Annotated in this window: 10 protein-coding genes and 1 riboswitch; of the genes, 4 read left to right on the top strand and 6 right to left on the bottom strand. The window is 69.3% G+C overall.

The annotated features are described in order from the left end of the window. The first annotated feature begins 8 nt into the window (after window positions 1-8). The 4 genes from H7827_RS08095 to H7827_RS08080 all read left to right on the top strand — a co-directional run bounded on the left by H7827_RS08095 (window position 9) and on the right by H7827_RS08080 (window position 4,836). A complete protein-coding gene (locus H7827_RS08095) occupies window positions 9-989 on the top strand; it encodes a tetratricopeptide repeat protein (RefSeq protein ID WP_030733325.1) in 981 nt (326 codons plus the stop codon). Between the two features lie 32 nt (window positions 990-1,021). Then, the gene (def, locus tag H7827_RS08090) at window positions 1,022-1,645 is read left to right on the top strand and encodes a peptide deformylase (RefSeq protein ID WP_030733328.1); all 624 of its coding nucleotides are present in this window, start codon (window positions 1,022-1,024) and stop codon (window positions 1,643-1,645) included. 1,737 nt (window positions 1,646-3,382) lie between these two features. After that, window positions 3,383-3,613, top strand: coding sequence for a hypothetical protein (locus tag H7827_RS08085; RefSeq protein WP_432743786.1), 231 nt, complete (start codon window positions 3,383-3,385; stop codon window positions 3,611-3,613). Then, complete coding sequence (locus H7827_RS08080) at window positions 3,610-4,836, top strand: S8 family serine peptidase (RefSeq protein ID WP_432743784.1); 1,227 nt, start codon at window positions 3,610-3,612, stop codon at window positions 4,834-4,836. The genes H7827_RS08085 and H7827_RS08080 overlap by 4 nt, the downstream gene beginning before the upstream one ends. On the opposite strand, the gene H7827_RS08075 is transcribed toward H7827_RS08080, so the two are convergent. The 6 genes from H7827_RS08075 to H7827_RS08050 all read right to left on the bottom strand — a co-directional run bounded on the left by H7827_RS08075 (window position 4,816) and on the right by H7827_RS08050 (window position 12,674). Continuing rightward, a complete protein-coding gene (locus H7827_RS08075) occupies window positions 4,816-5,016 on the bottom strand; it encodes a DUF397 domain-containing protein (RefSeq protein WP_200364356.1) in 201 nt (66 codons plus the stop codon). The genes H7827_RS08080 and H7827_RS08075 overlap by 21 nt on opposite strands. 147 nt (window positions 5,017-5,163) lie before the next feature. After that, the gene (locus tag H7827_RS08070) at window positions 5,164-6,186 is read right to left on the bottom strand and encodes a ribonucleotide-diphosphate reductase subunit beta (RefSeq protein ID WP_174864329.1); all 1,023 of its coding nucleotides are present in this window, start codon (window positions 6,184-6,186) and stop codon (window positions 5,164-5,166) included. Further along, window positions 6,186-8,579, bottom strand: a complete 2,394-nt coding sequence (locus tag H7827_RS08065; RefSeq protein ID WP_432743781.1) for a ribonucleoside-diphosphate reductase subunit alpha — start codon at window positions 8,577-8,579, stop codon at window positions 6,186-6,188. The genes H7827_RS08070 and H7827_RS08065 overlap by 1 nt, the downstream gene beginning before the upstream one ends. A gap of 137 nt (window positions 8,580-8,716) precedes the next feature. Then, window positions 8,717-8,875, bottom strand: a riboswitch (cobalamin riboswitch). Between the two features lie 385 nt (window positions 8,876-9,260). After that, complete coding sequence (locus tag H7827_RS08060; RefSeq protein ID WP_030733349.1) at window positions 9,261-9,506, bottom strand: YbdD/YjiX family protein; 246 nt, start codon at window positions 9,504-9,506, stop codon at window positions 9,261-9,263. Beyond that, a complete protein-coding gene (locus H7827_RS08055; protein ID WP_386541370.1) occupies window positions 9,503-11,761 on the bottom strand; it encodes a carbon starvation CstA family protein in 2,259 nt (752 codons plus the stop codon). Before H7827_RS08055 ends, H7827_RS08060 begins: the two co-directional genes overlap by 4 nt. A 103-nt stretch (window positions 11,762-11,864) precedes the next feature. Further along, complete coding sequence (locus H7827_RS08050; protein ID WP_030733356.1) at window positions 11,865-12,674, bottom strand: GntR family transcriptional regulator; 810 nt, start codon at window positions 12,672-12,674, stop codon at window positions 11,865-11,867. Window positions 12,675-12,829 lie beyond the last annotated feature (155 nt).

The raw sequence follows: 12,829 nt of genomic DNA, 5'->3' as shown, positions 1-12,829 counted from the left end.
AGGACATCGTGAGGATCTTCGGCAGGGTCCGGCAGCGGCCGTCCACCGACTGGCGGCTGGCCACCAACCGGGCTTTCACCCTCATCGACGACGGCCGTTACGAGGACGCCGGCGCGCTCCTCACCCGCGCCGCCGACCTGGAGCCATGGCTGTCCGAGTCCTGGTTCAACCTGGCGCTGCTGCACAAGTTCCGGCACGACTGGGAGCAGGCGCGCTCCGCCGGGCTGCGGGCCGTCGCGCTGCTGGAGCGGGACACCGGGGCCCCGGACTGGTGGAACGTCGGCATCGCCGCCACCGCCCTCCAGGACTGGCCACTGGCCCGCCGGGCGTGGCAGGCGTACGGGCTCGCCGTCCCCGGCGCGGGCACCGTCGCCGACGAACCGCTGGGCATGGACCTGGGCGGGGCGGCCGTACGGCTGTCCCCCGAGGGCGAGGCCGAGGTGGTGTGGGGCCGGCGGCTGGACCCGGCGCGGATCGAGGTGCAGAACATCCCGCTGCCGTCCTCCGGGCGGCGCTGGGGCGAGGTCGTGCTGCACGACGGCGTCCCGCACGGGGAGCGCAGCACCGGTGACGCGGTGTTCCCGGTTTTCGACGAGATAGAGCTGTGGGCGCCCTCGGCGATTCCCACCTGGGTGGTGCTGATCGAGGCCGCCTCGGCGCGGGACCGGGACGCCCTGGAGCGGCTGGCGGCGGACGCCGGGTACGCGGCGGAGGACTGGTCCTCCTCGGTTCGGCTGCTGTGCCGGGCCTGCTCCGAGTCCCGGATGCCCACCGAGGACGGTGACGGAGCGGTGCGGCACGACCCGCACGACCACAGCGTGCCGGGCAGCCCCGGGCCGCTGGGGCACGTGGCTCCGGACGGTCTGTGGACCCCGGAGCGCGAGTGCGGCCTGGCCGCGCCCGAGCCGCTGGTGCGCGGCCTGCTGGACGGCTGGGTCGCGGACAGCCCGGACACCCGGGAATGGCGGGACCTGGAAGAGGTCTGCTGAGGCTGTCCGGATCGGACCGTAAGCTGTAAGACATGACGCAAGAGATCGATCAGCGTGTGGATGAGTTCATCGATGACACGCAGGACTGCGAGGAGCGGGAGCAGGCGTACCGGGCGCGCGGCACCGCCCGCCCCATCACGGTCGTCGGGAACCCCGTACTGCACTCCGAGTGCCGGAACGTCACCGAGTTCGACGACGGTCTCGCGGCGCTGATCGACGACATGTTCGCCAGCCAGCGGGCTGCGGAGGGTGTCGGTCTCGCGGCGAACCAGATCGGTGTCGATCTGAAGGTGTTCGTGTACGACTGCCACGACGACGAGGGCGTGCGGCACGTCGGGGTGGTGTGCAACCCCGTCCTGGAGGAGCTGCCGGCCGAGTCGCGGGTGCTGGACGACAACAACGAGGGCTGTCTGTCCGTCCCGACCGCCTACGCGGAGCTGGCCCGCCCCGACTACGCGGTGGTCACCGGCCAGAACGCGGCGGGCGAGCCGATCCGCGTCCAGGGCACCGGCTACTTCGCGCGCTGCCTCCAGCACGAGACGGACCACCTTTACGGCCGCTTGTACATCGACCGCCTCTCCAAGCGGGAGCGGAAGAAGGCCCTGAAGATGATGGAGGAGGGGACCCCCCGCTACGAGACGGTCCCCAACGCCTGACCTTCCCCACCAAGCGCACCCCCTGAGGGGCGGACCGACCCCCGGTCCGCCCCTCAGGCGTAGTCGCAGCGCTGGTACTCCTTGACGCCTTCGACGTAGCTGCGGGCGAAGGCTTCGATGGCGTCTTTACGCTCTTCGTCGTCGTCGATGGGGGTGTCGAAGAGTGCAGCGCGGAGCCGGCGGCGAATCCGTCGTTGCTGAGCGCCGCGGCGGCGGAGTAGGTGGTGCCGGAGGCCTGGGGGCCCGCCGTGAGAATGCGGGACAGCGCGTGAGCGTCCTCGCCCATGGCCCGCAACTCCTCGGGACTGACCACCAGGTCTGCCTGTGGCTGATCCCAGTCCTGCATGGTCTCACCGTCCGGCACCACAGTGCTGTTCAGCCGGGTCGACGCGGAGTTTTCTGGTATGGACATGACCCCCCCCGCTTGTTGATGTCCGGATACACACGGTAGCAACCTGTTGATCAGGGGCAGCAGGCGGTAAGTATCCTGTTCTGGTATGCACTTGGCCGGGAGGGGAACGGGGAAGGCCGACGATGCAATTCGAGGACCTGGAGAACGCGTCGCACGAACAACTCGCTGCGCTGCTGGCCGGGGCGAACCCGGACGCGTTGATTCAGCGCGGGGACACGCTCCAGAACGCAGCCCGGGCAGTGTCCCAGGTGGGCGCGGCGGTCGCCCACCACATGCGGAACCTGGAGTGGGAAGGCGAGTCCGCGACGGCGCTGCGGGAGTGGGTGACCCGCTTCGAGCAGGATTCCGACCACTTCAAGAGCTACACCAAGGTCATCGGCCAGGCGATGAAGGGAGCCGGCCACGCGCTGAAGGAAGCGGTCAGCAGCATGCCGCCGGTTCCTGCGGACACAGCGCTTCCGGACTCCGCCTCGCAGCAGGCATTCGGTGCCTACCTGGGTCCCGCTTCGACGAGCGAGAATGAGCAACTGCGCCAGGAAGCGATCGGTGTCATCTCCCGGGTGGGGCAGGTGTACCAGGTCGCGGCGACGACGATCAGGATTCTGCCGGAGCCTCGATTCGTCCCCCTGGATAGGGAAGGCATCGTCGGCCCTGATCAGCCAGCCCTTACCGGGCAGCCACATGGTGGCGAAACGCACCGGTCCATGCCGCCGGTGGCCGGTGCGGCGTCACGTCCGGAGACGCCTTTCCCTGAGCCGGGTCGTGTGTCACAGGCGTCCCTGAGAGTTCCTACAACGCCTACAGCGCCGGTCCTGGGTGTTGAGGGTGGTGGTGTGGGGACGTCGTTGGATTCGGTGGGGGTGGTGCCGAATGGTGGGGTTCCTCCGGTGGCTCCTTCGGCGCCTCCTGCTCCGGTGGTGGAGCGTCCTGTGGGTGGTGGGCCTGTGCAGCAGCCGGTAGTGGGGCCGGTGCCTGGGTGGCCGTCATCGGCCCGGCCTGGTCAGGGGCCTGGCCGTGGGGGTGGGGGTCAGGTGCCGCCGGTGCGTGGCCCGGGTCTGCGTCCGGGTGAAACGCCTCCGGTGCGGCCCGCTGGTCCGCCGTCCGGTCCGGGTTCACAGCCGCCTGTCGGCCGGCCTGCCGGGCCCGGGATGCCCGGTGGGCAGCAGCCTCCCGTGGGCCGCCCGCCCACGGGCGGTGGCGGCCCCGGTGGGGGCAACCCCTGGGGTAGGGCGAACAACTACGGCCTCCTCGGAGGCAAACCGGTACCGAACGCGAAACCCACCGTGGCATCACGTATCCCGCCCGGTGGGGTGATCCAGCCCGGTATGAACGCCGCCAACTCCCGCCTCACCCCGACCAAGGGCGACCAGCCCAACGCGCCGCGTGGCACGTATGGGAAGGCGACGGTCGATGGACGGCCGGCCACCGGTCGTGGGGAGCGCGGGCGGTCGCTGCCCAAACCCACGGGTGTGATCGGGCTGCCCGGCCAGGGTCGCAAGAACGGCAAGAAGAAGAAAAAGAAGAACGAGAGCAAGGACGACAGGCAGCAGCCATGACCCCCACCCGCCGGGCCCTCGCCACCACCCTTGCCCTCACAGCAGCCCTGGCCACCGCACCCACTACCGCACGGGCAGCCGACACCCCCCAACACCCCTGGTACTTCGACACCCTCCGCGTCGAAGAAATGTGGGAACACACCACCGGCGAAGGCATCACCGTCGCCGTCATCGACACCGGAGTAGATGCCACGCTCCCTGAACTCCAAGGCCAAGTCCTCGACGGCACCGATGTCATGAGAGATGCCAGGGGATCCCACGCGGATGGGGACGGGCACGGGACCGACATGGCTTCCTTGATCGCTGGATCAGGGGGGAACGGAGTACAGGGGTTGGCCCCGGGGGCAAAAATCCTCCCCATTCGCGCCAGTACCAATCAACTTGATTTTGATGGAGGAGATCGTTGGGCCGAGGCCATCGACTTCGCGGTGGCCGAGGGCGCCCAGATCATCAACATATCGCTGGCAGCCACGGACAACGGAACTGCGGCCACCAGCATGGGTGATTCCATTGCTGAGGCAACACGTCAAGGGGTCTTGATCTTTGCTGGCACCGGAAACGACGGTGACACTTACAACACGGCCAAGTTCCCGGCGGCTCTCGACGGAATCGTGGGAGTTGGAGCCGTGAACAGTGATGGCGCGCGAGAGGGATACTCGACTCACGGCTCTCAGGTCGCCATCGCAGCCCCGGGCGGCAACGTCCCTGGCCATTGCGGTGGTCCTGCCAGCCCGGCTTGTATCCGTGAGGAGGGTGGTACCAGTTCCGCCACGGCTCTCGCCTCCGCCTCCGCCGCGTTGATTTGGTCGCAGCACCCCGACTGGACCAAGAACCAGGTCCTGCGCGTGATGCTCAACACCGCCGAGCGGTCCGATGACCAGCGGCGGGATGACTACACCGGGTACGGCATCGTCCGGCCCGACCGCGTCGTCATCGACGGGGAAGGCGACCCGGGAGACCCCGACAGCCCGCCCATCTTCCGCGACTGGGAGGCCGCCCTCGACCCGGCCGCCACTCCTGCTCCCGAACCGGAGGCGGGGACGGAACCCGAAACCGACGCCGACGCCGGCACCGAGCCTGCCCCAGGACCGGAGGCGGAAGCCGCCACCGGTGAGAACAGCGGCCCGCTGCCGTGGATCCTCGGCGGCACCGCCGCCGTCCTGGTCGTCGCCGTGACCGGGTGGGCGGTGATCCGGCGGCGGTCAGCGTCCGCGGGGGCGTAAGGAGTCGGTCCTGGTGGCCGTGACGAAGGACTGCCAGGACGCCGCGGGCAGCAGCAACGTGGCGCAGGTGCGCGCCTTCGTGTCGCGTACGGCTTGGAGGCCGGTCGGCAGGGGGGCGTGTTCCAGGCAGTTGTTGCCCGTGCTGCTGTAGCTGCTGATGTGCCATCGCGCGCTCATCATGGGTCTGCTCCTCTCGGATGATGAGATGAGTCCTCATCCGAGAGGAGCAGCCGGAGCGAGCACAAACCGTCTTGTGGTGCGGCGATCAATTAACGCCAGACGGCCTCTTGTATACGAAAGTGCCGGTCCGGCGCTTTCGTATCCGGATCAGAAGTCGTCGTCGAACGACACGTTCCCCTCGACCGCCACCTGGTAGGCGGAGGCCCGGCGCTCGAAGAAGTTGGTCAGTTCCTGGACGTCCTGGAGCTCCATGAACGCGAACGGGTTCTCCGAGCCGAACACCGGCTTGATCCCGAGCCGCAGCAGCCGCTGGTCGGCGACGCACTCCAGGTACTGGCGCATCGACTCGGTGTTCATGCCCGGCAGGCCGTCGCCGCACAGGTCCCGCGCGAACTGGAGTTCCGCCTCGACGGCTTCCTTCAGCATGTCGGTGACCTGGCGCTCCAGCTCGTCGTCGAAGAGCTCGGGCTCCTCCCGGCGCACCGTGTCGACGACCTCGAACGCGAAGTTCATGTGCATGGTCTCGTCGCGGAACACCCAGTTGGTGCCCGTCGCCAGGCCGTGCAGCAGACCGCGCGAGCGGAACCAGTACACGTAGGCGAACGCCCCGTAGAAGAACAGCCCTTCGATGCAGGCCGCGAAGCAGATCAGGTTCAGCAGGAAGCGCCGGCGGTCGGCCTGGTTCTCCAGCCGGTCGATGTTCTCCACCGAGTCCATCCAGCGGAAGCAGAACTGCGCCTTCTCCCGGATGGACGGGATGTTCTCGACCGCGGCGAAGGCTTCGGCCCGGTCGTCCGGGTCGGGCAGGTACGTGTCCAGCAGCGTCAGATAGAACTGGACATGCACCGCCTCCTCGAACAGCTGCCGCGACAGGTACAGCCGCGCCTCGGGGGAGTTGATGTGCTTGTAGAGCGTGAGGACCAGGTTGTTGGCCACGATCGAGTCGCCCGTGGCGAAGAACGCCACCAGCCGGCCGATCATGTGCTGCTCGCCCGGCGACAGCTTCGCCAGGTCCGCGACGTCCGAGTGGAGGTCGACCTCTTCCACGGTCCAGGTGTTCTTGATGGCGTCCCGGTACCGCTCGTAGAAGTCCGGGTAGCGCATCGGCCGCAGGGTCAGTTCGAAGCCCGGGTCGAGCAGGTTCTTCGTCTTCTGTGCCTCGGTGGTCATTACTGGCATGCCTCGCAGGACTCGGGGTTCTCCAGGGAGCAGGCGACGGCGTCGGCTTCGGTGACGGCGGCCGGCTGCTGCTGCTGCACGGGGATGGTGGGGGCGGGCGCGGTGGCCGCGGCGGAGCCGCCGCGCGCCGACGCCGCGATCCGGGTGGCGGGGCGGGACCGCAGGTAGTACGTGGTCTTCAGGCCGCTCTTCCACGCGTACGCGTACATCGAGCTGAGCTTGCCGATGGTCGGCGAGGCCATGAACAGGTTCAGGGACTGCGCCTGGTCGATGAAGGGGGTACGGGCGGCAGCCATGTCGATCAGCGCCCGCTGCGGCAGCTCCCACGCCGTGCGGTACAGGTCGCGTACCTCGGCCGGCAGCGACGCGATCCCGTCGATGGAGCCGTTCGCCTCGCGCAGCGCGGCCCGGGTCGCCTCGTTCCACAGGCCCAGCCGCTTCAGCTCCTCGACCAGGTAGGTGTTGACCTGGAGGAACTCGCCGCTGAGCGTCTCGCGCTTGAACAGGTTGGACACCTGCGGCTCGATGCACTCGTACACGCCGGCGATCGAGGCGATGGTGGCGGTCGGCGCGATCGCCAGCAGCAGCGAGTTGCGCATGCCGGTGCCGGCGATGCGGGTACGCAGCGCCTCCCACCGCTCCGGCCAGGTCACCTGGGCGTCGGCGTAGTGGTCGGGGTGCAGGACGCCGCGCGCGGTCCGGGTCTTCTCCCAGTTCTCGAACGGGCCGTGCCGCTCCGCCAGATCTGCGGAGGTCTCGTACGCGGCCAGCATGATCCGCTCGGAGATCCGGGTGGACAGCGCCTTCGCCTCGGGGGAGTCGAAGGGCAGCCGCAGCCGGAAGAAGACGTCCTGGAGACCCATCAGGCCCAGCCCGACCGGCCGCCAGCGGCTGTTGGAGGCGGCGGCCTCCTTCGTCGGGTAGAAGTTGATGTCCACCACGCGGTCCAGGAAGGTCACGGCCGTGCGCACGGTGGCGTCGATCCGCTCCCAGTCCATGTCACCGTCGGCGCCCAGGTGCGCGGCCAGGTTGATGGAGCCGAGGTTGCACACGGCGGTCTCGCCGTCGTCCGTGACCTCGATGATCTCGGTGCACAGGTTCGAGGAGTGCACGATCGAGCCGGCCTCGGCCGTCTGGTTGGCGGTACGGTTCGCGGCGTCCTTGAACGTCATCCAGCCGTTGCCGGTCTGCGCAAGGGTCCGCATCATCCGCGCGTACAGCTGCCGGGCGGGCACCCGCTTGGCGGCGCGGCCCTCGGCCTCCGCCTTGCGGTAGGCGGCGTCGAACGCGTCGCCCCACAGGTCCACCAGCTCGGGCACCTCGGACGGCGAGAACAGCGACCACTCGGCGTCGGCCTCCACCCGGCGCATGAACTCGTCCGGGATCCAGTGCGCCAGGTTCAGGTTGTGGGTGCGGCGCGCCTCTTCACCGGTGTTGTCCCGCAGCTCCAGGAACTCCTCCAGGTCGGCGTGCCAGCTCTCCAGGTACACGCAGGCCGCGCCCTTGCGCCGGCCGCCCTGGTTGACGGCGGCGACCGAGGAGTCCAGGGTGCGCAGGAACGGCACGATGCCGTTCGACTTGCCGTTGGTGCCGCGGATCAGCGAGCCCCTGGCCCGGATGCGGGAGTAGGACAGGCCGATGCCGCCGGCGTGCTTGGAGAGCCGCGCGACCTGGTGGTAGCGCTCGTAGATGGAGTCCAGCTCGTCCAGCGGCGAGTCCAGCAGGTAGCAGGAGGACATCTGCGGGTGCCGGGTGCCGGAGTTGAACAGGGTGGGGGAGGACGGCAGATAGGCGAGCGAGCTGGTCAGCCCGTACAGCCGTGCCACCTCCTCCAGGGCGCGCTCGGAGCGGTCCTCGGCGAGGCCGCAGGCCACCCGGAGCAGGAAGTGCTGAGGGGTCTCGATCACCTTGCGGGTGTGCGGGTGGCGCAGCAGGTAGCGGGACTCGACGGTGCGCAGTCCGAAGTAGCCGAACCGGTCATCCGCGCCGTCCGCGATCGCCTGCTCCACCAGGGCGTTCAGCCGTTCCGCGTGGAGTTCGACGAACTCGGCGGTGGTGTCGGCGATCAGGCCCTCGCGCTGCCCGGCGGCGATCGAGTCGGAGAAGGTGACCGCGCCCTGCCCGGCGGCTTCCTCGCGCACGGCGAGGGTGAGCAATCGGGCGGCGAGCCGCGAGTACTCGGGCTCCTCGCCGATGAGGCCGGCGGCGGCCTCGATGGCGAGCGAGCGGAGTTCGGCCGCGTCGGAGTCGGCCTGCCGGCCGCGGATCACGGCCGCCGTGACCCGCGCGGGGTCGGTGGCGGGCAGATCGGCGGTGAGGTCGCTCACGGTGCGCAGCAGTTCGGCTGAGGCCGGCTCCGCTGGGGCGACGGGTGCGATGGTCACGCGATGCTCTCCCTCATATCGCAGGGACACCTTCAGGGGCTACGCACGACGGGCGCATGCGGGCATACGTGTAGCAAGGCAAAGGCTCACATGACGTATACCGCGCAGCGTCCACCGGCCCAGCCCACGAGGCCCGGACGTTCTCGATACTGACGGCAGGTGTTCGGACTCATGACGGACCATCTGAAATCAGCCCATCACATACCGTTGCGGGACAGTTCCGGAATCACACCGGATTCCCCTGCGACGACAGCGAGCACGAGCATACATCTAGTGCCGAGGGAAGCGAGCACCACCATATGTAGTGTTCGTCGTCATACTTACGGTCACAGCTCACGTGCGAACACGTGAAGTGTGACTCCCGGGAACGGGTCCCGGTCGCGCTCCGGGGCCCGAACGAAGCCGAGCCGCCCGTAGAGTCTGTGCGCTGTGTGCATCTGCGACGAACCGGAGATGACGACACGCCGTTTCCCGGCCGGGCGCGCCCGGCTCGGACACTCCCGCACCAGCGCCTCGCCGACCCCCCCGGCCGCGCGCCTCGCTCCGTACGGCCAGCAGCCGGAACTCGGCCTCCTCGGGGGCGACGGCGATGTCGACGTAGGGCCCGGCGTCCGGGACGAGGGTGAGGGAGCCGAGCGGTGTGCCGTCGGCGTCCGATGCCACCGGGCGGGGTGGGACGCGTCAGCAGCAGCCGGCGCCGGCGCCCGGCTCGGAGGCCCTGGCGTCCATCCGCATCCGTTCGAACTCGCGCCGGCTCAGCACCCGTACCGTCGGGTCCTGGGCCCGGGCGCGGGCCGTGTAACGGTCGTAGGCGCTCTCGCCGGTGACCTCCCGCACGTACCAGCGCAGCCAGCCGCCGACCCGGCGCGCGGTACGGGCCACCGTGGTGGTCCGTACCGCGCCGGTCGTACCGTCCGTCGCGGTCATTCCCTGGCCCCTTCGGGGGTGCGCTCGCCGCCCGCCTCGCCGTCCCTGGCGGCCGGGATGCCGCCCTCGGGCCCGAGCCCGGCGGCCACCAGTTCGGCCTTCTCCTCCTTGGTGGCGATCAGCCCGGCGGGGGCGATCAGCCGGGACTCCACGAACGGGGCCTCCTGGAGGGAGACCGAGCCCGGGTCGCGCAGCGCCTTGGCGATCATCCGTGCGGCGTCGGCGAAGACCACCAGGACGAGGACCGCCAGCAGCCCGGTGATGGCGGCGGTGATGGTGGCGTTGTTCACGATGGTCTGCATGTCGGACATGTCCTTGGCGCCCGGCAGCAGTTGTCCGGCGTCGATTCCGTCCTGGTACTGCGAGCGGCGGGCGAGGAAGCCCACCGCCGGGTCGGCGGAGAACACCTTCTGCCAGCTCGCGGTCAGCGTCACGATCGAGATCCACACCAGCGGCACCCCGGTCACCCACGCGTAGCGGGAGCGGCCGCCCTTGACCAGCAGCACCGTGCAGATGGCCAGGGCGATGGCCGCCAGCAGCTGGTTGGCGATGCCGAAGACCGGGAAGAGGGTGTTGATGCCGCCGAGCGGATCGTGCACGCCGATCCACAGCAGCCCGCCCCACAGGCCGACCACCAGCGCGCCGGTGATCCAGATCCCGGGCCACCAGTGGGTGGAACGGAATTTCGCCAGGCGCGGGTGCATGCCACCGATGGCGTCCTGAAGAATGAAGCGGCCCACCCGGGTTCCGGCGTCGATCGCGGTGAGGATGAAGAGCGCCTCGAACATGATCGCGAAGTGATACCAGAAGGACATCATCGCTTCGCCGCCGAGGATGTCGGCCAGAATCGCGGCGAGGCCGAGCGCCAGGGTCGGCGCCCCTCCGGTCCTGGAGAGCAGTGAGCCCTCCTCCACCGATGCGGCCGCCGCCGTCAATTGGTCCGGGGTGACGGTGAATCCCCACGACGTGATGATCTCGGACGCCGACTGGACGGTGTCCCCGATGACCGCGGGCGGGGCGTTCATCGCGAAATAGATGCCCGGATCCAGCACACAGGCCGCGGTGATCGCCATGACCGCGACGGAGGATTCCATCAGCATCGCGCCGTAGCCGATGGTGCGTACCTGGGTCTCCTTCTGAATCATCTTCGGAGTGGTTCCCGAGGAGATCAGCGCGTGGAATCCGGAGAGGGCACCGCAGGCGATGGTGATGAAGACGAAGGGGAACAGCGAGCCCGCGAACACCGGGCCCTCACCGTTGGAGGCGAAGTCCGTGATCGCGTCCATCTTCAGGCCGGGCAGCGTGATGATGATCGCCGCCGCCAGCAGCCCGATCGTGCCGATCTTCATAAAGGTCGACAGATAGTCCCGTGGGACCAGCAGCAGCCACACCGGGACGACGGAGGCGGCGAATCCGTACACCGCCAGCCAGATCACCAGGGTGCCCGGCTCCAGGGTGAAGGTCTCGCCCAGCGAGGAATTCGCCACCCAGCGGCCGGCCACGATGACGAACATCAGCAGCGAGACGCCGATGACGGTGACCTCGGCGACCTTTCCGGGCCGCAGATAGCGCAGGTAGAAACCCATGAACAGCGCGATCGGAATGGTCATCCCGACCGAGAAGGTGCCCCAGGCGGACTCGGCGAGGGCGTTCAGCACCACCAGGGCCAGTACCGCCAGCAGAATGATCATGATCGTGAAGATCGCGATCACCGCCGCGACGCCGCCCACCGGGCCGATCTCCTCGCGCGCGATCTGGCCCAGCGACTTGCCGTCGCGCCGGGTGGAGGCGAACAGCACCACCATGTCCTGCACCGCGCCGGCGAAGATCACCCCGACCACGATCCAGATGGTGCCCGGCAGGTAGCCCATCTGGGCGGCCAGCACCGGACCCACCAGCGGGCCGGCGCCCGAGATGCCCGCGAAGTGATGGCCCAGCAGCACCCGGCGGTCGGTGGGGTGGTAGTCGAGCCCGTCGTTGTGCCGCTCCGCCGGAGTGGCCCGCCGCTTGTCGACCCCCAGCGCCCGGTGCGCGATGAAACGCGAGTAGAACCGGTAGCCGATGGCGTACGAGCCGAGCGCCGCCGCCACCATCCAGGCCGCCGACACCTCCTCGCCGCGCGAGAGCGCCAGCATGGCCCAGCCGCAGGCGGCCACCAGGGACACCAGGGTCCAGATGACGACCGTACGGGGTCGTGCCTGCCGTAGTTGTCGCACCACCGTCGTGCCTCCCTGCGCCGCCGTGCCGGTCGTCATCGCCCGACAGAGGGCGAATCTAGGGCAGCGGCGGCCGGATGACCATGGGGCGGTGGCGGATTGAGGAGCGTCTTCACCGACTCATCGCGTCGTGATCATGAACTCATGACGCGGACGATGCCGCCGGAGGGGCGGGGGAGGGCGGTGCGGGCCGCTCCAGATTGGCGACGAACTTGTAGCGGTCGCCCCGGTAGACCGAGCGCACCCACTCCACCGGCTCCCCGTCCGTGGCGAAGGAGTGCCGCGACAGCATCAGCATCGGCAGCCCCACATCGGTGCCCAGCAGCCCCGCCTCGCGTGGATTGGCCAGCGAGGTCTCGATGGTCTCCTCGGCGCGCGCCAGGTGCACCCCGTACACCTCGGCCAGCGCCGTGTACAGCGAGGTGAAGCGCACCAGGGAGCGGCGCAGCGCGGGGAACCGCTCCTGGGACAGGTGGGTGGTCTCCAGTGCCATCGGCTCGCCGCTGGCCAGCCGCAGCCGCTCGATGCGCAGCACCCGGCCGCCCTCGGGCAGGCCGAGCAGCCGGGACAGCCGTTCGTCGGCGGTGACGTAGCCGATGTCGAGCAGCTGGGAGGTGGGTTCCAGGCCCTGGGCGCGCATGTCCTCGGTGTAGGAGGTGAGTTGCAGAGCCTGGGAGACCTTGGGCTTGGCCACGAAGGTGCCCTTGCCCTGGATGCGCTCCAGCCGTCCCTCGACGACCAGTTCCTGCAGGGCCTGGCGCACGGTGGTGCGGGAGGTGTCGAACTCGATCGCGAGGGATCGCTCCGGCGGCACCGGGGTGCCAGGTGGCAGGGTCTCGGTCATCCGCAGCAGATGCCGCTTGAGCCGGTAGTACTTGGGGACCCGCGCGGTACGGTTCCGGTCGGTGCCCTCGGTTCCGGCGGCCGGTGCCGTGCTTCCTTCGCCCGCCATGGCCCGTCCTTCCCCGTAGTGGTGCGGTGCTGTCACCGGCTCCTCCGTTTTTCGCAGCTGACATCGTGGCACGGCCCGAACAGACGCGGTGTCGGCGGACAGGTGTCGGTCCGATAACGGACGGACGAGGCCCGCTTGTGGACCCTTGACACCTC

The sequence above is a fragment of the Streptomyces sp. JH002 genome, from assembly GCF_050916115.1.
In the GTDB taxonomy this organism is placed as follows: domain Bacteria; phylum Actinomycetota; class Actinomycetes; order Streptomycetales; family Streptomycetaceae; genus Streptomyces; species Streptomyces xiamenensis.
This window is presented reverse-complemented; position numbering and strand designations above follow the sequence as displayed.